This is a genomic window from Vibrio sp. 2092 (genome assembly GCF_033339635.1).
GTDB classification, from domain to species: domain Bacteria; phylum Pseudomonadota; class Gammaproteobacteria; order Enterobacterales; family Vibrionaceae; genus Vibrio; species Vibrio alginolyticus.
In genome coordinates this window covers 148,564-173,335 of sequence record NZ_JAWOUY010000001.1, presented here as the reverse complement: position 1 = coordinate 173,335, position 24,772 = coordinate 148,564, and the positions used below count along the sequence as shown (strand labels likewise).

Here is a 24,772-nt window from a genome sequence, read left to right as displayed (position 1 = left end):
AATTAAATAAAAAATCAACATAGTAAAGCCCGCATAGCGGGACTTTACATTAAACGATGCTTGCGTTTTGTTGTATGAGCCTGTCTGCTATTTGGGCTATTACTGACTCTTCTTCAACATCTTGAGCTTGGTTTTTTAACGATTCAATATATTTCTTCGCACTGCCTGATGGGAACTCTTTTGCTAGAATTCTTAGTGAAGAATGTAGTCCGATCTTTCTAACTAGTCTTCTTCGTAAAGCGACATCGTCAGGGGTTGTTGAATACGCCCAAACTTCTTCCGCACCTAGCTTTAGTCTCAGAATTTGCTCTACACCATCTGTCTCGTCAACATCAGCAATATACAAGAAAGTTGAACCTTCCTTACCTGGTCCTCTTACAAAGTTACGGAATCCAACCATTGAATCCGCAGTTGGACTCAATTTATCAACGATAGATTTTTGAACTTCACTTGAGATACCTTTTGCCATAACAAAGATACTTGTCGCGAATTCGATCATGCTCTTGTCGAAATCTTCCAAGCTTTGGCTCAGCAAGCTAACGATTACGCCGTATTTTCGTCCTTCACGAATATCCTGTTCTGCTTGAGAGCGTACCTGATCAAAACCTCTGGTTCGATGGAATTCGTCCATTGCTAATTTTTTAGGAATACCATCTTCTTCTTCAATTTTCTTTCTATGGTAGTCATAGTAATCAGGGTTAATTTCGACTAACGTGTCTTCTACTACATAAAAGTCATTACACGCCACCGTTCTTGCTAACAAGAACATTAATGCGGCTTGTTTGTTAGCCTGAGCACCACCTTTCTTAGCTACGTTCTGCAAGTCGATTGATAAGATTCGTGCAGAAGAAACATCAATAGCCGATGGTTGTGTAAGAACAGGAAAGTCTTTAAGTGATGATGTAATCATCTGAGAAACAAGACTTAATAGTTTTTCACCCTCGATTAATGCATCCCCGTAAATACCCTTAATTTCTGAATCCTGTACTAGTGAAGTAAGATCAGAAAGTAGAGGCATAGCGAAGGATTGGCATTTCGAAGCGGCTTCAATTTCATTACGCTTAAAGAATCTATCAACAAGACTCCACCAACTTGTGTCCTCTGTAGCCTCGATCCCATATTGGTCAAGTTTTTCATCAACCATATCGCTCATACCAGGCTCATACAGGTTAGGAGTGTTTTCATCCTGTCTGTATGTATATGCGGCATCAATTAGGGCTGAACAGACCTCAGGTAAGCGAGGAATGGTTCCTTTAGTACCTGCTGGTGTCAAAAGCAACTCAAGAATGTTCGCCTGCGCTTGCTTATCTACTGTTAATGGATGTCTATTACCTAGCGGAGTAAAGAAGAAGTTTATGGCTCTATCCGCTCTATTCTCAAGCGTAATTGCTTGAGCTTGATATTTAAGATGTTCAGGCAATGCATCTTGTATCATCTCAACGAATGCTCTAGAAGAGAAACCGATATCGATGATTTTCAGTCTTGGTAGCTTTGTATTACCAGGCTTTAGGATTAGAGCCATATTAAGAGCTGAAAGCTTAAAACTTTTACCGCTACCAGGTGGTGCGTAAGTTAGCTCTGAAGTATTCTTCTGAATGGCACTGCCAGCCGTTTGAGGATAAATTTTTCCATCATGAGTACCAAAGATCATTGAGCCTTGTTCCCAAGGGCTGTAAGGTCTTGTAAGCGGCAGCATGTATAGAACATCCCAAACAGGAAGCGGGAATGCAGCCGCAATCTTATTGGTGGATAAAGCTGGCAAAGTCCCAATCCATGATTCAATTGGATCGCCTAGTTCATCAATAACATCTAAACTACCCCACTTCTGTAGCTGCTGATTGATGATTTCTTTTCTTTCGATTAACTCATTGTAATCTCTAGACCAAGTACACATTGATACCTGACATGAAACTAGAGTGTTGTTGATAGCTCTATCTATCAGCTCTTCAGCAGCATCTTTTATCAGCTTGTTATTGGAGTTCGAAAACTGCAAGAATCCAGCAAATGCTCTTTTGCTACCCAATTTACTAACAATTGTGTCATGACCAGTTTTTATTGTTAAATTTAAACGCCAAGGAATCTCTTTTGGAATGTTATCAAAAAGAGCGCCAAACATTGTTGGTTTATCTTGGCAGCTTTCAATCATCAGCGGTGCATAGTACACATTGTCATGCTTAACTGAAGAATAGTCTTCATCAGCGTGTTGAGGTTTTCTGCCAAAAATCTGAAAAGCAATATCTGCATTACTAAGATGGCTAAGATCAGCTTCTTGGTCTACTTCCCTTACTAACTTAGCACTAATCTTGTCACCCAAGAGAGAAGGTTTCCAATCCGTACTAGTTGAGTAAGGCTCAACTTGCTTTTTTATCTCAGTAATGAATTCGTGGTGGTCAAACTGCTCAATAACACACTGTGTTTTTAAAGTGCCAATTACAGAGTCACAAACACCAATATGAGGAATCCTTAAAGCATCCAAGCCAACGAAAGGTGATTGACCATACTTACCAGGCTTAACGCCTACTTCTTTCGCTTTTTCACTACGAGCATCTAAAGCTGCTTTTGTTTGAGCGCGGCTAAGTGCGGCAGGTGTCGTCTTGATGGTAATTAAACATTTCTCAAAAACTAACGATTCAGACAGGACTTTTTCGCGTTCATTAATTAAACCTTCAAGATCTAATTGAAGTCTCTTCATGGTTGAACGAATAGGTTCTAGCTGCTTTCTTACGATGTCTTTCGATTGCTCAGGATCTCGAATAAACACAAACTCAATAACATGACCTGGATCTTTAAGTTTCTTTGAAAGCTCGTCAGTCAACACACTAAGTATGTCTTTAAATCCATGTTTGCCAAGCATCTTGTACGAACCTTTAAGCTCGTACATAGAGATTAAGCCACCATCTCTGGTAGCCCAAATCCCTTTATGCTTGCTATCGAAATACGGCGCTTCTAGTTCACAGTAGTCATAAACTCCTGCTTTAAATGCGCTAAATAGATTTGATAGTAAACTCATAATATTTATTCTTTATTTAATTAATTTATTGATATATTTTTTATTGATTAAATATACTGGATTTCTTCTTCGCTTTCAATTTTTTGAGCTTGGTTTTCTTGTTTAGTGATTATTTGTATCAATCTTTGTCTTCTTTCATGCTCTGGAGCGAAGATAGTGTTATTAAGTTCGATAACGACCTCTTTATCCATCACTCCATTTTGATTGAGATTGCATACTTGGTAATAAAAATCTAAAGAGAGAAGTTCGTTAAAATCTTCAGGAATTCCATCCGTTTCAAATAGTTTACTCATAATTACTCACCCATGAACCTCATTAAAGGAAGAAGCTTATTTTTAAATGCAAGTTCTTTAGCGACATGCTCTTCACCGCTTTTAACATATGAGACGATTCTTCCTGTTCCATAGGATCCTATTACAAATCCGTGTCTAGAAAATGAAGCCGCTGCTCTGCCACACATAATACGATCATAGGCTCTCATGTAAGCACCTATAGCACTTACGTTATTGTACCCTTTGACATATAAAGGTGACGATAAAGCTACCCAAGCATTTTCCAGAAGCAAACCTTTAGAAAGAGAATATTCACTTTCATCTGGAATTAATATTTCTGGCAGATCTAAATGACCAGATTCAGTATGGAATCCGTTCATAATTGATACCTTTGAATACTTCGATATCTCAATTATTTCTGGAATAGTTGCCCAACATCTGATCATATTGTTTGCTCCAGCTCCAAATTTCGAGTGGTTTACATATGACTCATCAGTACTCAGCACCGATACCTTTAATATCCCCGCGTTTGTTTCAGAAATATTTTTAAGCTTATCAATGACAGCATCTGTACCGCGTATTTTAGAGCCATCTTCAAATCCAATAATTGTTTCTTTATTTTCCTTGAAGTTTAAAGGTCGCCAATTGTTGTTTAATGGATACTTCTGAGACAGAATCCATTTAGCATATGAGCCTCTTGGAAATATAAACTGAGTAGCCTTACTTCCTTTTGGAACAAACTTTCCAGTCATCGCCTGATTTTCTTGAGTGGATTGCTTTATCGCCTCAATGATCATGCTCGCTTGGTTCCCTTTGGGCTGACTTCTCCACTCTTGTTTTAGCAAAACACTTTGCATAGCATTAGTGTATCTGTAACTAGCTAAGCTGTTGTCACTCATCCCAAGGTTGGTTATACCCAACAAATGGACTCCGTGAAGTATTGAAGATAATTTTTGGCATAAAACATCAGGAGTTTCATTCGTTCCAATTTCTTGAGCTAAAACAGATAGCTTACTTCTAAAGAATTGCTCATCTACTATGTTGGGAGTTCTAACCAAGTTTAGGTTTTTGTATTCAAAATAATTTAAATTAGTAACCCAGAAAACACTGCTTTCAAGCTCACTAATACCTGTAATTCGTCTTGATTGGCTACCAGCTACCGAACACCATCCTGAACTACCTACTTTGGTTTCATCAAACCAGCAAACACCAATTTTCAAAATTATACCCTCTTACTGTTCAGGTAGCTCGCTACCGCATTATCGGTATCAGCATCACCATGTTCATTCTCAAACCATTTAAGTAATCTTGCCGAAGCGTTATCAATCCATTTATCTGGCGGGTTGTTTTTATCATAAAGTTTACGCCAATATTCCAACTGCCTTGTAAACCCAGACTTGGACGGAAGGAAATAAATACCTTCAAGCTTCTCTTTCCTTTTACCATAATCACGCTCGCTTAAGCTAAGGAGGTGTCTGGCAAGCAATTCAGGCTTGCTCGTTCCAATTACTCTCTTTGCATTTACTGAAAGTAGATGTAGGCGGTTATACAAAGATACTGCATTTTGAGCGAATTCCTTATTTGATGAACCCTCAGCTAACCATAAAAATCTTACTAAAGAGTTAAGTGATGCTTGAGTTAAACCGTGCTTAGGATCAATATGAATTAAATCCCCCATCTCTTTCGCGCCAGCATGACCTAAGTGGTGACACATGTGGCAGAGTGGGCATACGGTAATAAGGTTTTCTTCTTTATTGTTGTTGTGGTTGTCATCAATATGGTGAACATCCTGAAACTTTTCAGCTTTAAAACCACAGCATTGACAAGAAAATCCATCGCGCTCTAACACGATCTTTCTATTTTTCTTGAACTCTGGATTGCTCTCATCAGAAAATGGATCATCAACACGAAAAGTGCTTCTTTTGACTGATAGTATTATTTCTCTAATCTTCATAATTTAATAATATTCTTTTTTATTTCGGATTATAAACCTGCGTGTTATTTTTATCAAACATAAAAAAGCCACCTGAATCGGTGGCTTTAAATTTTCTTAAGTTTCGTGTTGTTATTCAGCAGCTAACACTACAAAGTTACCAACAATTAGATTTCCATCAAAGTCTTCACCAGTTACACGACCAAGACCTTTTAGTTCATCACCAATTTTAACTGGTGTCCAATCACCTGAAGGGCTTGCTACTAAGTAACCTTGTGAGTACTCACCGCTCTTAACCCAACCAACAGCAACTTTTTTACCATTAATTTCTTGAGCGCGGTATGCACGACTATCAATTTCAGTTGGCTTAACCTTTGCTTGCTTTTCAGCAGCTTTCTTCTCTTCTACTTTTGGTTTCTGAGAGGTTTGCTGTTTCTTTGCAGGGCGATTAACCTTTGTGGTTTTTACTTTAGAGCGCTCTACATAGGTTTCATCAATGAAGTAATTGTCGCCAACAAGAACTAAGTATCCACCATCAGTCACATTTGTAACTTTTACGTAGTCACCCGCATTATTAAAGATTTCACCTTTAAAGAAAACGTTCACTCGGTCACTTGGCGTTCTTACGATAGACATCTCACCATCTAGGCTAGCTGTAAGAACCATGAATCCCTGAAGACGTTTTCTGCCATCTAAAAGCTCATCTTTCTCTTCTTCACTAAGGCGAACAACAGATAGCTTAGTTTCAAGCTCTTCGTAGATCTTCTTGATTTCTTCATTATCAGAAAGTTTCAGCTTGCTATCTTTAAGTTCTTGAATCTCTTTTCTAAGCTTAACGATTTCAGCATTCTGCGAGCTTGAGTCTGCAATTTTCTTCGTTAGCTCACTTTCAAGATCAGATTTGATGCTGCTTGACATAGTCTTGAATTTTGCTAAATATTTTTCTTCAAGTTCGCGCTCAAGATCTTCCTTAAATTTATCCATTTCTTCTTTGGTCATGCCAGTGGATGCATTAGGTTGAACTTGAACTTCAGGTTTAACATTTGAAGATAAATCAAAATCGGAAACAACAGAGCCTTGACTTACTGAAGCACCAGAATTCTGAACGATTTGTTCAGGAGTGCTTAAACCATCAATCTGTAGGTCATTACCAGTATTAACTGAAGCAGGTAGTACAGGAGTTGCTTTTGCCTCATTCAATGCTTGAGCCATGTTATCTCTAGCATCTGGTGCTACGGTGTCTGCAACGCTCATTGCTGTATTTTGTACAGGAGCTGGAGCGCTTCCGCCAGCGATTGTAAGGTATGCAATGCCAGCCGTACCGATTGCAACAGCAACACCAGTGAAAGCTAGGATGCCCTTCATGATTGGACTCAAACCAGTCTTTGGTGGAGTTAAGTCTTCTTCATCTTCATCTTCTTCATCGTCGCTGTATGGATCTTCTTCAGTGGAATACGCATTTCCAAGCTCGTCATCTTGCAGCTCATCATCTTCCAACTCATTAATGTCTAGCTGATCATCCAAAGTATCGTCTAATTCTTTAGCCATATTTTAATTCTCTTGAATTTATTTTAGTTTAATTTTGCGCAAAGATAACATTAATCTGTTTATTATTCAACATAAAAAACATCATGCAGATGGTACTAACCTACATGACATCTATGTATTTTATTCAATGCTTTAACTAATAGTTGTTATTATTGGTAAAACGCATTATTGCGAATTTGTTTTAACATAAATTAAATCAAATCAGAACATTAGGCAAGATTTTTCATAGGTATTCATGTTAATGGAAATTCTTATCTGATGTATCTATTTGTTTGAGTAATAAAAAACGAGGCTACTGCCTCGTTTTTTATTATTGCTCTTCAACCTGAATCCCGTTTAAAAGCATGATTGCAATTTCTCTATTTGAGTCAACCTCAACAGTTGGTTCTCTATCAAACTCGCGCTCAAAAATAGGAACAAGTTTTTCACCCGCTCTACCAATCGCATAAGCGATTTGGTCATCAGCATCTGGCAGTCTTTCAGTAATGGTTTCTGTTGTACCATCGCTGTAAGTTTTAGTTGTTGAGCCAGCCAATGAGTCAGCATAGCCACTAATAAATGCAGCGCCCATTAGCTTCATGTATCGCTCAAACGTATGTCGATCTACATTATCAGCAATACCTGAACGCATAGTCTCTAGGTCTAGTGCTACAGCATTAATACTGTAATCTTTACCGTTCAGAGCTAGCTTATTAAACATGATTACAGCTTTCTCGCCTCTTCTCTCAGGCATACCCAACAGAACACCTCCTTTCAAAGGTCCCTCTTGAATGATAATTGAGCGAACATAAGAAAGCTCATCTGTATTTACGCCAATTTCTAAAATCGCGTAATAGATGGTGCCAGGTGTTACATAAGCCATAGAGCTTGTATCGGCAAATCCCATAGGGTTAGCTAAATCCTGGATAGTTGAATTTGTCGTTACGCCAGCACTACTAGTTACTTTACCTTGTTGAGTAGGACGACCAGCAGCGCTATTACTTGCTTTTCTCAACTCATCGAGTTGAGCTACCTGATATTGCTTCGCTCTTTCGTTCACATCTTTTAGTCGAGAACCATCCGTCAAGAAATCTGCGATTGGCGCGGCTTCACCAGTATTTTGATTTCCTCTTGAACTACCAGATGATGAACCAGTTTGAGTATAGTTAGCAGTTACAGTAGAAGAGGTATTTCCAGCAATGCCATTGCTAACAATGTTCTGTGAAGTTGCCATTCTTAGTTGCTTAATCTCGGTCAGCTTACCTGTCTCTTGTGCAAGGAATGCATCTCTATCAAATAGTGGGATGGTAGGCACTAATGGTTGTTGAACCTGTTGCACTTGTTGATTTTGATTATTTAGATTTCTGCGGTCTTGACGAACCTCTTCTTTCTTTCTTGCCTCTTGGACACGAGTATCTAAACCTAAAACAGCATCTATATTTGCTTTTTGCTCAATTTCCTTTTCACGCTGATCCATTTTATCAGTCATTTTTTCTTCATTTTTGAGCTTTAGCGATTCTAAGTAGGATGCTTTGCCATTTACAGCTTCATTAAGCTTGTCCTTCTTTTCTTCTTCATAAATTTTATTGATAATTTCAGATTGCTGACCAGACTCAGCAGCAGTCTCTATCTGACTGGTGCTTGGTGTTGCAGTAATCTTTACTTCACCGTTATCTGTATTCAGCATTGCGTTATTAGAAGGGAGAGAGAACATTAATGCTGTACCCAACCCCATTGCTACTGCACACGCGACTAAAGATACTTTTACTGGTAACGGTATATCTTTAAACAAACCTTTTTTCTTAGCCATCTTTATTGCCTTTATTATTTAAATAAGCTGCTTTTATGTTTAATTTTCACATCAAAAGATTCTTTAATTGAAGCTTCAATCATTTCACCATCTACGAGGAATAAGAAATCTTCTGTTGCTGGCACTTTATATACCAAGTAACCAGAAGGTGTTGTTTGAGCTTCTTTTGGTAATGGTATAACTAATTGATGTTTGCTTCGGATGTACAAGTATCCATCTTTGAAGAATGCTGTAGCTTCAACACCTTCGATTTCGTAGCGCTTTGAGTTTTGAATAAACTCACCATTAGCAACACTTACAAGTAGCGGGTCATTTACACCAACCGTCTGAGTGGCTACTGGAATCAATTTTGCGTGTGGTCCTGGTTTAGGAATTCGTACTGATAGACGTGAATCATTAACTGTATCGCTACCTACCAATCGAATAACAATACTTACATCCAAGCCCTTAAGATGAATAAGAGCGTTTGACTCAGCAAAGTTTCTCATAACCTCAAAGCCAGCGATGTTTTGTCTGTCACCAATCTTATGTCTTTTAAATGCTGTAACATCTCCAATGATTTCACCTTCGATAGGCCAAGGAGCGCCAGTCTCATCATAAAATACAACAGAAGAAGCTAAGCCTTTTACAACATTAATAGTTACTGGTTCTGATGCGCCAACATCGAGATTCACTGTTCTAATTTGGTTTTTAATATTTTGAAGAGGCTTGTTTTGGGATTCTTCAATATTCTTTGATAGTTTTCTTAGCTCAATAACTTCTTGCGGAGTTAATGGGTAAGACGATTCTTTGGTCGATTCCCAGTTTTTTCTTCGCTCTTCTTCTTTTAATACTGAACGAAGTTTTTCTAACTGCTCTTGCTCATAAAGATACTTGATCAAAACGTCTTTTTTTTGTCTTAATAACTGAAGTTCTTCAGGAGTAAAATCTGAAGCCATCATAAAACCCTGATCATTCTTGAACGTAATTGTTTGTTCTTGATATTGAACAGGCGCTGGTGGCTGACTTTGTTCAGTATTTTGAGTGTTTGCATTCGCTCCAAAAGCTGTTGTTACAGAGAGTGCAAGAATACCTAATTTAGTCTTCATTATTTATTCGCCTTTCTTATTTTTTTCTTAATATGATTTTTGAGATTCCCATTCCTTTAGGGTCTTCTCTTAAGCTGATTCGTTCTACTTCTATGGCAAACACTACTGTGTCGCTATATACCTTGGTTTGTGTGCGGTATGTTAGTAAACCTTCCATTTGCAAATGCCAGGTGTACTTTCCTGTAGAAGAGTTGTAAAACTTCTTGGTTATTACAGGAGTGTGTGTTGGCGCAAATGCAACAATCAGTTTGTTTCGGATGATTGTGTCAAAGTAGCCTTCGCTATCTAGACTTTGAACTAGCGCTTCACCACCAGACTGAGTGAACCACTTCATAGATGATTTTGCGATCTGACTTTTCATGTTGTGAAAGTTCATATCGAAAGTTTCTATGATTGCTTCTTGCACCCATGCAGATACGTTTGCGTCTTTTTGGTTTGGTGTGTTTAGGGCAACCATTTTAACCATTCGTCCATCATCGGTAGCCGCGAAGTATACGTTCTTGGTTGTGCTTGAATGGGAATAAATCGCTAGACCCACAGAAACAACCAAACAAACTACAGATGTTACAGCCAGCTTAACAAGTGAAGCGTGAGCATCTTTGTAGAACTCACGCCTTTCAGCTACAGCTACTTGTTTTACAGGTTTACTTTTTTTAGGTGTTTTATTATTCATTTTTATTCCTCTACTAAACCTTTAGCACTACACTTGCTCTTTTCACATTGATAAATTTTTTGTGTGTGACCACTATAAGTTGATATGTAGTAATCCTCATCAAATGCACCGTAAAGCTTAAAGCCACTATACATAAGAAGTACAATTACTAAGTAACAAGAAACAGTGAATGCAAAGACAAGCAGACGATATTTACGCAAGTGAGTAATAAACTCTTTTCCAGAATTTAAGTCAATTAAAGCTGATTCCTCATCAACCATTGACTCAAACTTTTTTATCTTTTCGCTCATATCGTTCATTTTTATATGCTTCTTTATTTTTTATTCTTAATTTCGTGAATAATATCACCAATAAAAAACTCTCTCAACAAATTTGAGAGAGTTTTTTAATCATTTTAATGGATGGAACTCTATATTGCGCTTAATTTGATTGCAAAATCTAGCTTTTTACCAAGGCTTTGCACCTTTGCCCAATTCAACTTTTTAGACACTCGACTTTTGCATGGAAAAATAAAGGGTAAATCTTACTGGCACATTGTTTTGCCAAGGTTGGCAGTGAATATGCCAAGGTTGGCAGAGGAAGTGCCAGTGCTGGCAGTTAAAGTGCCAGTAGTGGCAGAAGAATTTTGAGGTATTTTTGACTTGGTTTTCATAAGAACTTCGTTTTTGAAAGTTCTATCCTTATATTAGAATTATAACTTTATAATAGTTATAACAGTTATAATAGTTATAACATGTTTTTTAATCAAAGTAAATATCAAAACAAATATTTTTTATTCTTCTTTTTAATTGTCATTCTTCGTTATTTCCTACCTTATTAGCTTTATTATGCTTTGGTAACACAGTGATTCAATAAATTTTTATTAAGTAGGATATGATTGATTGGTAAAAAGGTGATTGGCTTAGAGGTAATGTCTTCTCTGCTTCAGTAGGCATAAGTTTTTGAGATCGGAAATGGAAAAAGAGGCTTAGCCTCTTTTTTTTGATAATTCAGTTTTTGCCTGATCTATTGCTGATTCCAAGCCAAGTTTCTTAATGTTAAACCTAATCTTCTGTGCAGGCTTTTCTGGATCTTCTGAATAGGTAAGTACAACATAAAGGAGCTTTCCTCGGCTGTAGCCATAAGATAGACCTGGCTCTAGTTCTGGAAGTTTTGTGTTTTTCTTGGACTTGCGCTTTTTAGTATGAAATGTTCTTTTCGAGATTGATCTACCAAAGTGCTTTTTATAGATTTCATCTCTAAACTTTATTGCTTCATTTCTTGTGTTTTTAATCGAGCCATATTTTCTGTAATGGAAGTTTTTCTCGATATCAATCTGGGGGATTCTAACCACGATCCCCCAAGATAAATCGCGTAAGTATTTTTCATCAATATTCTTACACGCTGGCATTGTTTTTACTCTTCTGTTTCAAGAATCGCTTCTTCTGCGTTAGCAGAGTCTTCAGAAACACTAGACTTATGAATCTCCATAATCTTAGTGTACAGCTCTTCAAGAATACCTAAGCGCTCTAGTTCAGCACATGCCTTTTCACGACCCTGACCAATTTGATTGCCGTTCATTGAGAACCATGCACCAGACTTGTCAATTAGACCGTTTTTGACTGATAGGTCAAGAATCTCACCTGTGCGGTTAAATCCTTTGCCATACATGATTTGAGTATTTGCTTCTTTGAATGGAGCAGCGATTTTGTTCTTAACCACTTTGATTCTAGTTTCGTTACCAACAACTTCATCGCCTGATTTGATAGCGCCTGTGCGACGAATATCAAGACGGACTGAAGCGTAGAATTTTAATGCGTTCCCGCCTGTCGTTGTCTCGGGATTACCGAACATAACGCCAATTTTCATTCGGATTTGGTTAATGAAAACACACATGCAGTTTGATTGTTTCAAGTTACCAGTAAGCTTGCGCATAGCCTGAGAAAGCATACGCGCCTGAAGACCCATATGACTATCACCCATCTCACCTTCAATTTCGGCTTTAGGTGTCAATGCGGCAACAGAGTCAACAATCATTAAGTCAACTGCCCCTGAGCGAGCTAGAGCATCACAGATCTCAAGTGCTTGCTCACCTGTATCAGGTTGTGAGACTAGAAGTGAGTTAATATCAACACCCAACTTTCTAGCGTATACGGGATCTAGAGCGTGTTCAGCATCGATAAACGCACAGGTTTTACCAAGCTTTTGAGCTTGAGCAACCAATTCAAGAGTTAGAGTCGTTTTACCTGAACTTTCAGGTCCATAAATCTCAACGATACGACCCATAGGAAGACCGCCTGCACCCAATGCAATATCCAGCGCAAGAGAGCCAGTTGGGACGGTTTCGATATCCATAGTTCGGTTATCGCCAAGTCGCATAATCGAACCTTTACCAAACTGTTTTTCAATTTGAGAAAGTGCAGATTCTAAAGCTTTTGACTTATCAGTGTTTTTTGCTTGTTTTGACATGTTTGAATACCTATGTGTTTTTTATGTTGGATTCGAAATCTACACTAGAAATTTAACTAAATCAAGTTTTTTTATCTTTCAAAAAAAACAGTTGACTATAGTTTGAAAACAATTTATATGATTATCTATATATAATATTAATAATATATTTATAATTACTATGTTTTAATATTTATATAATAAAAAACATTAACTATTCAATTAAAATTACTATAATAATAAATATTATTAATAATAAATTTATAATTAAACCAAGATACAAGTATCTTGGAAGATCAATTTTCTTGTTATTTGATCATTGAGTAAGACTAGAATTATCAAGTTAGAGAAACTCAAAGTAATCGTAAACTCACCGAAGGTGTTTAATAATTAATTTAAAATACTAATACACAGGAAATACTCGGACAACACTGAGAGTTTTTGGATATTAATAAATTAATATTCCTTTATTCAGGAAATACTCGGACAACATAGAAAATTTTTATTGATCTTCATGGATTGTTCTGTGTAAACTCTTGCAACACACAAAACACAAAAAACACAAACACAAAATGAAAATTAATAAATTTAATGATTTCCTTGACGCTGTCGAGGATGCACTTCTCTATTCGAAAGAAACTGTTTCCTGCCAACATGGTCTGGAAAAGATCAATCATGCCCTTTTCAAACTTTCAGATATTCGACTGGAAACCCCTAGTCGTGAGGATGAGAGTTTCATTGAGTTCGTCTGCTCAGAACTAGCGAATGAACATGAACTAGCTTTGGAAGAACAGGCAAGGCTTTCTGATGAAAATCAAAAATCTTTAAACTTTGAATCTACTTCTCCATCTACAACTCCGATTGAAGATTTGTCACAGAATTCAACTTTAGAAATGACTCAGGACAATTCTGTATCTGAGCAGGATAAGCGTTTAGAGCTGATTAGGGCTGAGTTGGACGAGGATGATGATGTTTTCTTTCAGCCGCAAGGTGAACCAAGCTTTAGTTCTGGTCATTTTGGTCAAGCAGTAAATCCTTCCAATCACGTAAGTAACTCAGCTTTTCAAGCTGATACTGCATCTGATATTGAAGTGGTTATCGATAAGAATAAACTATACAAGAAGTATATCTCAGTAATGATTGAGAACGGTCATTCTGGTGCTTCAGTTGAGTCCATAAAAAAATCAGCTATCTTTATCGATAACTTCTCGCACTACATTAATTCAAGCTTCTCACCAAGCATGAGTGTTGATTCTCTTATTGAGTCATTTGCAGTGGGTGGTGATGCAAACAAAATCTTTGGTCATAAGAAAGTTATGGGTGATTTGATACTGAAAATTCCAGAATCATATTTCCAGACTTCTGTGAGCCGATCAGGACATGAAGCAACTAAAGATAATATTGATCGTGTTAAGAATTGTTTCGTCTCTAAATTTGTTTTTGATAAAAAGTATTCTGAGATTATGAAAGAAGCGTTATTAACTCTTGATAATGATTCAGTGATTGATCTTCTTATGGGATTTGACTAATGAATTTAAATGAATTTACGAATTACACTAACGCTGTTAAGCAGCTAGTATCATTCAATAAACATTTTGGGTTTGATGAAGATGATATCAACGTTGTTGGAGCATATTGCAAAGATTGTCATGACAGTGGGTTTCTCGTTGATGAGGACATATCCAATCTTGTAGATTTCAGTCATGGTTTGAAGATTATGACCAGTGATGTTCCATGCGATATGTCATTTTTAGTTGAAGCTAGTATGGTTGCTAGCCGTTCTATTGAGGAAATCGTTGATGAGTTCATTTCTGTTAGGAAGGATGATTTTTTCGACTTCAGCGGTGATGTTGATTTGGTTAGCACTAAAATCATATCGGCTGATAACTGTCTCATCAGAATTAAAAACATTCCATTCACAGGTAAGTTAATAGTTAAAATCAGGGGTGAATTGAAAGTTCTGTTTTCATTTTATGTTTCTGATAGAAAAGAAAGGCTTTCTATTGTTTCTGACGAGGTGGGTTATGTTTTAAAAGATGAGGCTATTCTGGCAAAAGGTAAGTTTGGAACTCCCCTACCTCTGTAGGGGAGTTTTTTATTACTTCATTTCTTTATTGTAGATTTCTTCCATGACATCGAATGCCATGTCCCAACTGCTAATCTCACCAATGTTCAATACGTATTGCCCATCAATGATAAACGATGGTGTGCCTGAGATACCTGATTCAAATGCCATTGCATTTGCTTTCTTAATCTTTTCAGATACTGACTTTGATTCCATTTTGCTTAAAAGTTCTTCTTTTTTGATGCCTTGAGACACTACAAAAGAAATGAATTGATCTTCGTTTGCGAGCTTGCCGTTTACAGCTTTTTCTTGAATAAGAGTATGAATATCTTCCCTACCCATATCTTCGATGGCAAAGAATAATTTTTCTAGGAAGTTGTTGCCTGGTGAGCCAATATGAAGAACTTCTACAACATCCTTACCTTCATCGAAGCTTTTAACTTTAGGAACTACTGAGTTACAGTGTACGCATAGGTAGTTAATGTATTCTACTACTTTGCCTTTATACTCAGGGTAGGATTTATCAAGCTTCAAGTAGTGCTTACCTAATTGGTATTTACCATCTTGTTCAACGCTTACGCTTGAAGTTGGGTCTTGAGTATCTATTGTGCTTTGTACGTAGTATCCAGCGCCTGTGAATGCAGCAGCAGCTACAAATGCAGCAATGGCAAGTTTGTTGGTTTTTTTATCGTTCATGTTTTTTCTTCTATTGTTTGATTTTTGATGTGGTACAATTTTATATAAAGAATAAAAAAAATCAAATTTAAAATGTTTATACGACAATTAACTAAAAACACATACAACGATTTAAGCTTTAGCGATATTGATAACAAGGTCATTATCGAGACTCCTTATGCAGGAAACATCGAGTATAACTCAGAGTTTACTAAGGCGTGTGTACGAGATTCTCTTATCAATCACAATGAAAACCCTCAGTGTCTTCATCTAATATATCCTAAAATTATTAATGATGAGGATACTAGTGAAAGAAGCCTTGGTCTCGGTAGGAGCTTTGCCATTCATAAAAAAGCGAACAGGAAGATCTACTATCTAGATAGAGGTTTTACTGAAGGAATGAGGGAGGGGTTTGTTCATGCAATCGATAATGGGATACCTGTCGAGTTTAGGTGTTTATCAAAGGATAAAAAGGTTCAGCAGTTTATTGATTATGCAAACTCTTTAACTGTAAATCCCGATGATGCTTTAAAATTTATTGTGTCAAACATTGAGAAGCTTAAGGATATCGCATTGCCAGTCGGTTCTTTTGGTGATTACACAAGGTTTAGAATTGATAGTTTCTTAGATATTGAGGCTATAGAGAAAGCAGGGTTTCAAGAAAAATATTTCAAGATTGAAGATCGCGTCTTTATGAGAAAATTACTGTTGGAAACAGAACATGCTCCGCTTATGCCTGAGATGCTTCATCATCAAATTTTTAAACCCGAATTGGCGATAAAAATGAGAACGAAGATGTCTTCTTGGAATCAAGCATGTGATGGATTTGCAGTATTGGTTGACGGGATGTCTTTCAATGACTTGTTCACAGTGTATTATCAAGCGAAGTCAAATGGCAAGTTTGTGCTTTTTAAGTCTCTTGATAATGATTTGAACAATAAACTAGTTGATGTATCTGATGTGAAGTCGGTAGATGATATTTTGCGTAGTCATGGGCGAATAAATCAGGACTTTGGAGTTCACAAAGACTCTATAGGTGTGTTGTTTAGACGTGATTTTAGGGAAGAGTTTAGTATATAGGAGCGAAAGCTCCTTTTTTAATTGAATAATTAATAGGCTTGTTTTATATTGCGCATTAAATTTAATAAAAGCGTGAATGAATAAAATGATTAAGAAAAATATCGTAGCTCTGTCACTTGGATTCTTGGCTTTGAGTGCAAATGCAGATACTACAGATTTCAAACCTCAAATACATAATGGATTAAAGAGTCAGCTTGCTGAAGTCCCATATCAGGCGAAGTTAATTATTGAAAGAACCGATGGTAATCTCGTACAGCATTCTTTGTGTGGAGCGAGTATTCTTGACAGTAGTGTTCTTCTAACAGCAGCGCATTGTCTTGAGAATGTTGGAGCAATGAATTTTACTCAGGCGTATGTTACATACCTAGATTTTGAAGACCCAGAAGCGCCAGTAGAGAAGATTTTTAGTGTTTACCCTAAAGATGTTGCTATAGATGATTTGTGGGATGGTAATATTGAAAATAAAAACGATATTGCTGTTATCTATGCCGAAGATCAGTTACTCAATGCTAAAAAAATTAAGGTGGCAGATGAATCCAGTGTTACGAGTATGATGACTGAATTCGATACTCTTTATGCGCATAATGGTGCTAATACTGGAAACCTTTTAGCTAGTGGATATGGTCTTGATGAGAACGATGTATCTGATGTTTTGAATAGAGTTATGCTAACAGGTGTCAGTCGAACATATTGCGAAGATATGAAAGCTGGAGGTGGAAATTCAGATGATATTATCTGCACTAAATCTCCTGATGTAGAAGTTAATTACGCTATTTGTAGTGGTGATAGCGGTGGTCCTTTAGTTTGGAAAGATAAAGACAATGTAGCTGATGCAGACTTTGGACTTAGATTGGTTGGTGTTACTTCTTACGTTAGTGTTACCAAGATTGATAAAAAATGCATAATGAAAAATGATAATGAGCACGGTGGGTTTACGAAAATCAGTCATTACTATGATTGGATAAACCAGGCTGTTGATTCATTGTCAGGTTTCAATGGGTACGATGTAACAAGTATTCAAAATGTAAGCTATGACTTTAATGTTGACCCGTTTATCAATTCTGATGAAGCTGAAGATGAACCTGAATATTCTGGGCTAATTGACTCTTCTAAGAGTGGTGGTAGTAGTTCAACGTTATCTTTATTAGGGTTGCTTGGATTTGCCTTGATGAGAAAAAGAAAATAATAAAAACCCCGACACAATGTCGGGGTTTTTTTACTTCATCATGGCTCGAATGATATCTTCTGGTTCAGCGTAACCTGGTATTGCTATACCGTTTTCACCAAGAATGTAAGGAGTACCTTCAATTGCCAGATTTGAAATGTCTTTGATATGGGTTTGTAGGATAGATAAATCGACATCTTTTACGTATTCGGCTATATCGGGTTTCTGCATGTTCTCATGGAACTTCTTGATCATAAGCTCCATTCTTTCTTTTCTTTCAGTTTGTGTCTCAGCAGAGATCATGTAAGCGAGAGCCTTGGATGATAGCTTTTCTTCACCGTCATAAATTGGATACGGGATGTATTCAATACTAATGCCAGCATCAAGATACTTTTGTTCATTATCATGAAGCTTATTGCAATATCCACATCGAGGCTCAAAAAATACTTTAACTTTGATAAGCTCATCTTTAGATTTTGCTTGTACTCCATAACCAGTCAGGTTATCAAAAATTGATTTATGAAAATCGGAATACAAGCTGGATGTGTGATTATACAGCTCACCTGTAATCTCATCAGAAGCTAAGATTGAGTTTCTTGAGTAAGAATCGCCAACAATGAAATGCTTTAAATTCTGATCGCCATAAAGAACCTGACCAGTTTTTAGTCTAACAACATTAAAGTTAGATTCTTTATCATGTTTGGCGAATACAATGTCTGACTCTGTCAATCCAGGTAAGGTTCTAATTGTTGCTTCTGCAATTTCTTTGTTTACAAAATCATTTGCTAAGGATGGTAGAGAAATGACTGTTAGCGCTAGAGCAAGAATGGTCTTTTTCATTATTAGTTCTCATTTATTGATTTAATTGTTTGTTTTTTGGGATTATAAAGGTTGGATATTAATTTGCAAGGTATAAAAAAATGGGCTTTCGCCCATTTTCTTTATCTCCAGCTTCTACTTCCGTGGCAGTTGCTGTGACAGTTCGTATAACAGCCAGATGGGTTTTCACCAGCATTTGAGTGAGTTTCCTCAAAATAACCATATGGGTTGTACTTACTACTCCAGTCTGATTTGGCTAAAACTTCATTAATGTTAATCCCTAGTAACTCACCATTTTCATTAGCTAGTGACTTAGCTAGTTCTTTATTTAATATTGAATTATTTCCGTTTGCGGACTGTATTTGAGCGATTGTATCTGCCAGATCATCAACTGATTCTTTATTTACTTTATCTTCTTCGATATTTAGTTTTTGATGAGCGGCAACCAATGCAACTGCGCTTATGGAAGCGGTAATTACAGCAGCAGGTATTTTATTATTCATCTTTTTTATTCCGTTTATTACTTTTTTGATCATCTTAATTCATGGCTGTATATAATGCAACCGTTTGAGTTAGCTCGCGTTAGTGGTTTTTTGCTATTTATTACGTAAAATTTAATAAGAACGCTTGATTTTCTATTTTTATTGGTATATAAAAAGAGTGTATTCAAGCTTAGAGGATTGATATTTATGCCTAATTTTATTGATATGTCTTTTTCAAAGATAATTTTGACTTCGCTCACACTTTCTTTTGTGCTTTACGCAATCTCATCATTTGGGTTGGTTAGCGGAAGCCTAAAAACCATATTGGACTTTTCAGTCATTGCTGCTGGTTCAGTTTCTGTACTTTCTTTATTTTCTGTTAACAAGCATAAAGAGCCAGATACAGAAGTTGAGGTTATAAACGCATAATTAAACCCTCAATCCTCTATTAAAAAGCCCACGAAAGGTTAATCCTTACTTGTGGGCTTTTTTGATCTTAACGCTACTGCTGATGCTCGCATCAGCTACAATGATACTGTTGTCGCTTGCGACAACTACAATGTTATTATCGACACTTGTGTCGATTTTGTTTTTTACGCACAAAAAAGAACAGGAAGGCACCCCTTCCTGTTCCCAACACAAACACACATTTTCAAACACTTTTGAATCACTTAAGAGAATCCTTTGGAATCCTTAGGCGATGTGGAGATATTATTACTTCAGAATTTATATGTCAAATAAAATCTCTGATTTTTTTAAATCTATAGGTTTGGTGAGTCATCAATAAAAGAATGCTTCCAATTTGACTGCTCAATGCGGTAAAATATTTATTAAATAATAAATAATAATGTTGGAAGATTTATGATATCTCTATTTACGCACGGCTCTCCAAACAAAATTGATGAATTCAAGTTGTTTAATGGAAGGATTAGACGCGATAAAAAAATGGTAGTTGCGCTTGATGAGGACGTTGTTTTTTCAAACAATAATAATGACATTTACGGCTCTGGTATTTATGCATACTATGGGGTAAACACAGAGCAAGCCTCATTACATGCATCTCATGAAGAAAATCCTGGTTACGTGTACGTTTTAAAGGTAGAGCATAATGGCTTTATTGATGATCTAGAATCAGATTACATCGACACGGAATCTTGGCTTGAAATAATTAACAACGTTATTTCTAGGGTTTACGAGATTAATGGGTATGATGAGGAAAGAATATCTTCAGCAATCTACAATTTCGCTTCTGAATGGGAAGAAAATGGCGAGGCACCATCAGAAGGTGAAGCTTTCGATGAGTTAAACACTGTTCTACCAGATTTCTTGGATGATGTATCTCCTGATGAATATGATGATCCAGACTACTGGAAAGATACCGCTGAAGAACACGTTAATAACTTTATCGACCCTTGCAATCTTGTCTACGAAGAATTTGCCACATGCAAATCAAGAGAACACTTTGTTCTTGAGACAATGAGAAGAAGCAATAATATGTGGCAAATGATCCGAAACATGTCTGAAACCATTGCAGTAATTGGAACCGATGGAAATGTAGATTTTTATTCAAAAGTGTTTCATGAAGAGGTTTGCAAGTATGAGCAAAACCCTGGAGACCTGTCAGTAGCTAGGGCGCATCCAGATGAAAACTTCGGTGTCATCTTTAATACTGACGCAATCGAAATTAGAAATGTTATCGACCTCTCTAAGGTTAAAGAGAAAGACTCTTCAAGAGAATCATCTCTAGGAATGTAGCTCCATCTGACGAGTGGGTTATCCCCTAACCCACTCTTCTAGTATACCTAAAAAGGCATAAAAGTAAAGAATTATTTAGCAATTAATGTTCTTTGTCATCCTCTGTGAACACCACCGTATTGCTAATCCCTTCATTAACGAGCAGCAATGCGTTTTGCAATTCCTGTAAAGTCTCAGCCTGAACCTTTACGATCTCATCTTTAACCTTAGCAATCATTGCCAGGCGCTTATCTTCATCACCAGGGATGAAGGTTAGGTTGATTTGAACCTCACCATCGAGACTGGTTCGCTTAACCTGCTCAGTAGCTAAGTTTTTCTTAATCTTTGTTTTGGATTCAAGAATAAGAAACTCTTTTAGCTGGTGTGCCTCAACACCCTGTAGAACACCAACAGCATTTTTTACTGTAGCTTGAAGGATGATAGCTAGTGTCTTTTCGTTCATGTAGTCACCTTTAAAGCTAATACATAAATAATACATCAATAAGTAAAAGAGTCAATAATTTTAAGTTAATTATTTTATGTTGACCTTCGGCTCTATCCGTATATAATTAATTCAATTATTGAAACTGGAGTATGCGCCATGCCAAACGAATCACTAGTGCCAAAACTGTTTATGCTAGACGGTGAGCAAGCAAAGCTTGTTATGACTGAGATTGAATCTCTTCTTGAAAAAGAATTGAGTACACTTAACGCTGAAGTGCAGCAATATCGTCAACAAATCGCAACCACGCTGGCAAGTTCATTGAAAATGGCTGCGGAGTATTGCCATTCGGATTATGAAAGTCTCCAAGAGACTGAGCTTCTAGCAAAAGTGTTTGAGTTTACGATCTCGGATATGGCTAAGATTGAGTGCATCAACCAGAAGCTCGCTTACATCCTTGAAATGCCGCAACGCCTGATCTTTTCAGCAAGCAAGATGTCTGCGATTAGTATTGAATCAGCGGTTAATTCACTTGTGAACAAACGTGACCGAGTTTTGGGTAACGCTTACTTTAGTGTTACGAGTCCTGTCTGAGTGAATGACGGTATCGGACTAGAAAGGGCAGCTATTTAGCTGCCCTTTTTGTTAGATGTTTTTGATGAGTTTTCTATCGAACTCAGTGAAGCGTAAAGCATCATAGGACTTGCCCAGCTCAAGAAAGCGAATCCATCCGTTATCGACATTGCAAAGCTCTACATAGATGCCATTATCATCTTTCGATTTAGCGGCTGTAATAAGCTCTGGCGTGACTGTGATGATGTCGATGGTCAATGGCTCCATATTGGAGTCAAAGCCAATACAGACATTCTCAGCGCTTTTTAGGAGGGATTTGTGGTCATCTGTAATTGGGTAGTTTTTATTGCTCACAAGCTTCTGAAAGACCACCAGCGGATTTGATTCGTTGATTACGTGACCGCCATTAACAATGAAGAGCTTACCGTTGTTATTCTCGTACCACTTAGACAGCTTGTCTAGCTGGCTGAAGTGAGATAGTGGGAGTTTTTCCCCTGTAAACACCAGTAGGTTAAATGGTACGAACTTCCCCTCGCCCTGGTCGATAATAGCCTTAATGAACTTGCTTGAGGCTCTTACATTCTTGCGATTCAAAACATCATCAATGTCGTTAGCGGTGCATGAGGTGTCCTGAACCAGGATGAATCGTTGACTTAGCATGTAGAAAATCGTGTTCTCTTTAGCTACAGCGCCATCAATGAAGTTACGAGGATCATTGGTATTGGTCAGTTCTCTAATATTGGAATCAATCAATGATGTGCGAGTGAACTCATGTAGCCACTCAAATTCATAGATGGGTTTCTCGCTATACAGTCCAAAGAAGCGCCCCTGTCTGGTATCCATATGGAAACTTAGATCCCCGTCCTTAACTTTAGACATGATGGTGTCTACTATTTCAAAGTTGAGTCCAGTATTGAAGATGCAAGCGTTTATGGCGTCTTCAATTAGTGTTGCTTGTTCATTATTCATGGATAAACCTTTACTGTTTAATTTTGCAAAATACTACCATATTTACTTGGTTTTGTCACTACATATAATAAGAACAAAAAATTTTACCTAAACACTTGATTTTTGCTCAAAATGCCAATAATATTGGCGTTATATTAAAGACGAACAGTCAGAAAGGAACAATAAAAATGAATAAAGCACAAAAAACTGAAATGTACGCAGAAGTCCTAAAAGTTGTAGAGCAACTTGAAGCTGTTAGCCCTACTAACCTAAGCCATTACACCAATGAGAAGGCTAAGAGCCTAGCTGCTAAGCTTGCGGTTGAAGCACCTCGCACTAAAGTTACTTTCGAAGACGGTAACGACATTGAGGTTGAAATGTACCTTCATGCTGCTGTAGAGCTTTGCCGTAGCAAGGTTGAAGGTTGTGCTATTCACACTCAAGCTGCTGAAGATGCAATGAACGCTTACGACAACGGTGATGACACTGAGTTTGACCCGTTCAAGATGGAAGTTGAAGCCGATGAAATGAAAGGTGAAGTAGATACTTTACTGGCTAATTTCAAACGCGCACTTGAAGCAAAAGTAGCGGCTTAATCCCAAATTCATTAGATTGCTAACGTAAGGAGTTAGAATGAAGAAAGAACACTTTTACAGAGGTCACAAGATCTACTTGGTTATGTGTGGTGTGCATAAAGGCAACTACGCGGTAGAAGGTTTTAATGACTTGGGTTCATTTACGACTCTCCCTTACGCAGAGCAGGCAATCGACAAGTTCTGTTTCTGATTGTTCACTAGGAGGGCTGTAGCGGCTCTCCTTTTATTTTAATGGTTAGGTGGCTACTGTGGCTTTAAATGATTTCAAATACTCAAATCGCGGATACCAATCCATGTTGCCAAGCGAGGTTGCAAAGGATCTTGGTGCAAGGAGTCTGACTAAGGTGGCTAAGTTTTACGATTGCAGCACTGAGCATCTTAGGAACTTGCATAAAAGAAACCTTAAGGCATTTCTAGGAATGGTAAGTGGTTATTTAGAAATTGAAAACCTTTAGATTTAATGCTTGACCGCTGGCTTTTTTATATATAATATGAGTCTCGTACCTGCACTGAGCTAACGACCTTTTAATTTTGAATTAAAAGGAACGTAGGGTATGAAACAGGAAATGAGTGTTTTTGAGCTTTGCCGTAAGAACACCAAAATGAGCACACGCGAGCTTTTTGCTTGGCTTGGGCTTGTTATTGATAGGGATTACGAGCGAGTCGATTTGGGTGATCGTTACCTCCGTGTGATCGGAGATGGTAACGTGGTTGAATTCAGCGAGCCTAAGGGGTGTTTTGACCGCTGGGCGAACTCGGGAGAGCTTACGCTGGATCTGACAATTAAACCTCAAAGAAGACGGTTCATTAACATCATTGAGGCGGAAACGCTTCACTAATGAGAAAGGCACACTGTCACGGTGTGCCTTTTTCTATTGGGGTCAAACAAGTATTCGCTATAGCCACACTACAGCGAGTAACTTAAACAGGCTCCAGTTCACCTAGAGCCTTTATATCTTAGTGAGTCAGGCTTTCCGCTCTCAGTTCATCTTCGATGTCGAAAGACTGTAGCTTAAGCTTGCGAGTCACTTCATCAGCTTTCTTCGCATTATCTTTGATAGCCAGCTTTTCAGCTAGTGTGCCTTGGCAAGTCTTAGCCTTTGTATGTAGGGACTTGGCATAGGCAGCAGCCAGGTTGATTTCTTTGTTTACGTCTTCAGGCGTAGTCATTCTAGCTCGACGTTGTTCAAAAGTGATAATAGACATGGCGTTCCCCTTTGGGCTTTATTGTTAATGTCTTTATTATACATAAACAAGCTCAAAAGTAAATTTAATAATTTAATTAAATGAGAGACCATAGATGCATAGTAAAGAGGAACCAATTGGTTCTGCATTGAGAATCAATGCTTATACTGTATCAGCCATATCCTCATTGTTATCGCTTGTACTATGAACATCCACCAGCAATAGAGTTTTATTTGTTGGGTTTGGACTGATATAATAAGAAAAATAA

Annotated in this window: 28 protein-coding genes; 11 read left to right on the top strand and 17 right to left on the bottom strand. The window is 37.4% G+C overall.

The genetic code is table 11. The annotated features are described in order from the left end of the window. Positions 1 to 49: 49 nt before the first annotated feature. From R7P80_RS01245 to R7P80_RS01205, 9 genes are all read right to left on the bottom strand, one after another. The gene (locus tag R7P80_RS01245) at positions 50 to 3,010 is read right to left on the bottom strand and encodes a hypothetical protein (RefSeq protein WP_045592550.1); all 2,961 of its coding nucleotides are present in this window, start codon (positions 3,008 to 3,010) and stop codon (positions 50 to 52) included. Between the two features lie 47 nt (positions 3,011 to 3,057). Further along, a complete protein-coding gene (locus R7P80_RS01240; RefSeq protein WP_038129330.1) occupies positions 3,058 to 3,303 on the bottom strand; it encodes a hypothetical protein in 246 nt (81 codons plus the stop codon). Between the two features lie 2 nt (positions 3,304 to 3,305). Next, positions 3,306 to 4,502 (bottom strand): hypothetical protein, encoded by a 1,197-nt coding sequence (locus R7P80_RS01235; protein WP_020331563.1) that lies wholly within the window; start codon positions 4,500 to 4,502, stop codon positions 3,306 to 3,308. Between the two features lie 2 nt (positions 4,503 to 4,504). Further along, positions 4,505 to 5,236 carry a type IVB secretion system protein IcmJDotN gene (gene icmJ / locus R7P80_RS01230; RefSeq protein ID WP_318096513.1) on the bottom strand — a complete coding sequence of 244 codons (732 nt, stop codon included), beginning with the start codon at positions 5,234 to 5,236 and terminating at the stop codon, positions 4,505 to 4,507. Between the two features lie 111 nt (positions 5,237 to 5,347). Beyond that, entirely contained in the window at positions 5,348 to 6,763 is a 1,416-nt protein-coding gene (locus tag R7P80_RS01225; protein WP_318096511.1) for a hypothetical protein, read from the bottom strand. Between the two features lie 310 nt (positions 6,764 to 7,073). Beyond that, positions 7,074 to 8,552 (bottom strand): DotG/IcmE/VirB10 family protein, encoded by a 1,479-nt coding sequence (locus R7P80_RS01220; protein ID WP_318096509.1) that lies wholly within the window; start codon positions 8,550 to 8,552, stop codon positions 7,074 to 7,076. Between the two features lie 14 nt (positions 8,553 to 8,566). Beyond that, the gene (locus R7P80_RS01215; protein WP_020331567.1) at positions 8,567 to 9,640 is read right to left on the bottom strand and encodes an IncI1 plasmid conjugative transfer protein TraN; all 1,074 of its coding nucleotides are present in this window, start codon (positions 9,638 to 9,640) and stop codon (positions 8,567 to 8,569) included. A gap of 16 nt (positions 9,641 to 9,656) precedes the next feature. Next, complete coding sequence (locus tag R7P80_RS01210) at positions 9,657 to 10,313, bottom strand: DotI/IcmL/TraM family protein (protein WP_038129332.1); 657 nt, start codon at positions 10,311 to 10,313, stop codon at positions 9,657 to 9,659. A 2-nt stretch (positions 10,314 to 10,315) separates the two neighbouring features. Further along, positions 10,316 to 10,612 (bottom strand): hypothetical protein, encoded by a 297-nt coding sequence (locus R7P80_RS01205; RefSeq protein WP_318096507.1) that lies wholly within the window; start codon positions 10,610 to 10,612, stop codon positions 10,316 to 10,318. A gap of 102 nt (positions 10,613 to 10,714) precedes the next feature. Between R7P80_RS01205 and R7P80_RS01200 the strand changes: the two genes are divergently transcribed. Next, positions 10,715 to 10,942 (top strand): hypothetical protein, encoded by a 228-nt coding sequence (locus tag R7P80_RS01200; protein WP_318096505.1) that lies wholly within the window; start codon positions 10,715 to 10,717, stop codon positions 10,940 to 10,942. A 338-nt stretch (positions 10,943 to 11,280) separates the two neighbouring features. On the opposite strand, the gene R7P80_RS01195 is transcribed toward R7P80_RS01200, so the two are convergent. After that, positions 11,281 to 11,703 (bottom strand): hypothetical protein, encoded by a 423-nt coding sequence (locus R7P80_RS01195; protein ID WP_318086957.1) that lies wholly within the window; start codon positions 11,701 to 11,703, stop codon positions 11,281 to 11,283. Positions 11,704 to 11,708: 5 nt separating this feature from the next. Then, positions 11,709 to 12,761: a recombinase RecA gene (recA, locus tag R7P80_RS01190; RefSeq protein WP_229623859.1), complete on the bottom strand. Its 1,053-nt coding sequence runs from the start codon at positions 12,759 to 12,761 to the stop codon at positions 11,709 to 11,711. Between the two features lie 551 nt (positions 12,762 to 13,312). On the opposite strand from recA, the gene R7P80_RS01185 reads away from it, so the two are divergent. Further along, the gene (locus tag R7P80_RS01185) at positions 13,313 to 14,269 is read left to right on the top strand and encodes a hypothetical protein (RefSeq protein ID WP_133297310.1); all 957 of its coding nucleotides are present in this window, start codon (positions 13,313 to 13,315) and stop codon (positions 14,267 to 14,269) included. Continuing rightward, positions 14,269 to 14,826, top strand: a complete 558-nt coding sequence (locus tag R7P80_RS01180) for a hypothetical protein (protein ID WP_053318280.1) — start codon at positions 14,269 to 14,271, stop codon at positions 14,824 to 14,826. The genes R7P80_RS01185 and R7P80_RS01180 overlap by 1 nt, the downstream gene beginning before the upstream one ends. A 12-nt stretch (positions 14,827 to 14,838) precedes the next feature. Here R7P80_RS01180 and R7P80_RS01175 read toward each other — a convergent pair whose 3' ends face one another. Beyond that, a complete protein-coding gene (locus tag R7P80_RS01175) occupies positions 14,839 to 15,501 on the bottom strand; it encodes a DsbA family protein (RefSeq protein WP_318086954.1) in 663 nt (220 codons plus the stop codon). A 72-nt stretch (positions 15,502 to 15,573) separates the two neighbouring features. Here R7P80_RS01175 and R7P80_RS01170 point away from each other — a divergent pair, with 72 nt between their 5' ends. Together R7P80_RS01170 and R7P80_RS01165 are read left to right on the top strand one after the other, a co-directional pair. Beyond that, positions 15,574 to 16,560 (top strand): hypothetical protein, encoded by a 987-nt coding sequence (locus tag R7P80_RS01170; protein ID WP_318086953.1) that lies wholly within the window; start codon positions 15,574 to 15,576, stop codon positions 16,558 to 16,560. A 76-nt stretch (positions 16,561 to 16,636) separates the two neighbouring features. Further along, a complete protein-coding gene (locus tag R7P80_RS01165) occupies positions 16,637 to 17,746 on the top strand; it encodes a S1 family peptidase (RefSeq protein ID WP_318096501.1) in 1,110 nt (369 codons plus the stop codon). Positions 17,747 to 17,776: 30 nt separating this feature from the next. On the opposite strand, the gene R7P80_RS01160 is transcribed toward R7P80_RS01165, so the two are convergent. Further along, entirely contained in the window at positions 17,777 to 18,565 is a 789-nt protein-coding gene (locus R7P80_RS01160) for a thioredoxin fold domain-containing protein (RefSeq protein WP_318096499.1), read from the bottom strand. Between the two features lie 101 nt (positions 18,566 to 18,666). Beyond that, positions 18,667 to 19,080, bottom strand: coding sequence for a hypothetical protein (locus tag R7P80_RS01155; RefSeq protein WP_318096498.1), 414 nt, complete (start codon positions 19,078 to 19,080; stop codon positions 18,667 to 18,669). 153 nt (positions 19,081 to 19,233) lie between these two features. On the opposite strand from R7P80_RS01155, the gene R7P80_RS01150 reads away from it, so the two are divergent. Both R7P80_RS01150 and R7P80_RS01145 read left to right on the top strand, forming a co-directional pair. Next, complete coding sequence (locus R7P80_RS01150; RefSeq protein ID WP_273981065.1) at positions 19,234 to 19,455, top strand: hypothetical protein; 222 nt, start codon at positions 19,234 to 19,236, stop codon at positions 19,453 to 19,455. Between the two features lie 432 nt (positions 19,456 to 19,887). Then, positions 19,888 to 20,781, top strand: coding sequence for a hypothetical protein (locus R7P80_RS01145; protein ID WP_318096495.1), 894 nt, complete (start codon positions 19,888 to 19,890; stop codon positions 20,779 to 20,781). 82 nt (positions 20,782 to 20,863) lie between these two features. Here R7P80_RS01145 and R7P80_RS01140 read toward each other — a convergent pair whose 3' ends face one another. Beyond that, positions 20,864 to 21,223 carry a hypothetical protein gene (locus tag R7P80_RS01140; protein ID WP_116921101.1) on the bottom strand — a complete coding sequence of 120 codons (360 nt, stop codon included), beginning with the start codon at positions 21,221 to 21,223 and terminating at the stop codon, positions 20,864 to 20,866. A gap of 138 nt (positions 21,224 to 21,361) precedes the next feature. Between R7P80_RS01140 and R7P80_RS01135 the strand changes: the two genes are divergently transcribed. Continuing rightward, a complete protein-coding gene (locus R7P80_RS01135) occupies positions 21,362 to 21,796 on the top strand; it encodes a hypothetical protein (RefSeq protein ID WP_020331582.1) in 435 nt (144 codons plus the stop codon). A gap of 51 nt (positions 21,797 to 21,847) precedes the next feature. On the opposite strand, the gene R7P80_RS01130 is transcribed toward R7P80_RS01135, so the two are convergent. Further along, a complete protein-coding gene (locus R7P80_RS01130; RefSeq protein ID WP_267411057.1) occupies positions 21,848 to 22,744 on the bottom strand; it encodes a hypothetical protein in 897 nt (298 codons plus the stop codon). A gap of 167 nt (positions 22,745 to 22,911) precedes the next feature. Between R7P80_RS01130 and R7P80_RS01125 the strand changes: the two genes are divergently transcribed. From R7P80_RS01125 to R7P80_RS01115, 3 genes are all read left to right on the top strand, one after another. Next, complete coding sequence (locus R7P80_RS01125) at positions 22,912 to 23,319, top strand: hypothetical protein (RefSeq protein WP_020331584.1); 408 nt, start codon at positions 22,912 to 22,914, stop codon at positions 23,317 to 23,319. A gap of 37 nt (positions 23,320 to 23,356) precedes the next feature. After that, on the top strand, positions 23,357 to 23,509 hold the full coding sequence (locus R7P80_RS01120) for a hypothetical protein (RefSeq protein ID WP_318096490.1): 153 nt from the start codon (positions 23,357 to 23,359) through the stop codon (positions 23,507 to 23,509). A 364-nt stretch (positions 23,510 to 23,873) separates the two neighbouring features. Then, positions 23,874 to 24,158, top strand: coding sequence for a hypothetical protein (locus R7P80_RS01115; protein ID WP_045592470.1), 285 nt, complete (start codon positions 23,874 to 23,876; stop codon positions 24,156 to 24,158). 118 nt (positions 24,159 to 24,276) lie between these two features. Here R7P80_RS01115 and R7P80_RS01110 read toward each other — a convergent pair whose 3' ends face one another. Then, positions 24,277 to 24,525: a hypothetical protein gene (locus tag R7P80_RS01110; RefSeq protein ID WP_038129362.1), complete on the bottom strand. Its 249-nt coding sequence runs from the start codon at positions 24,523 to 24,525 to the stop codon at positions 24,277 to 24,279. Positions 24,526 to 24,772: the final 247 nt, after the last annotated feature.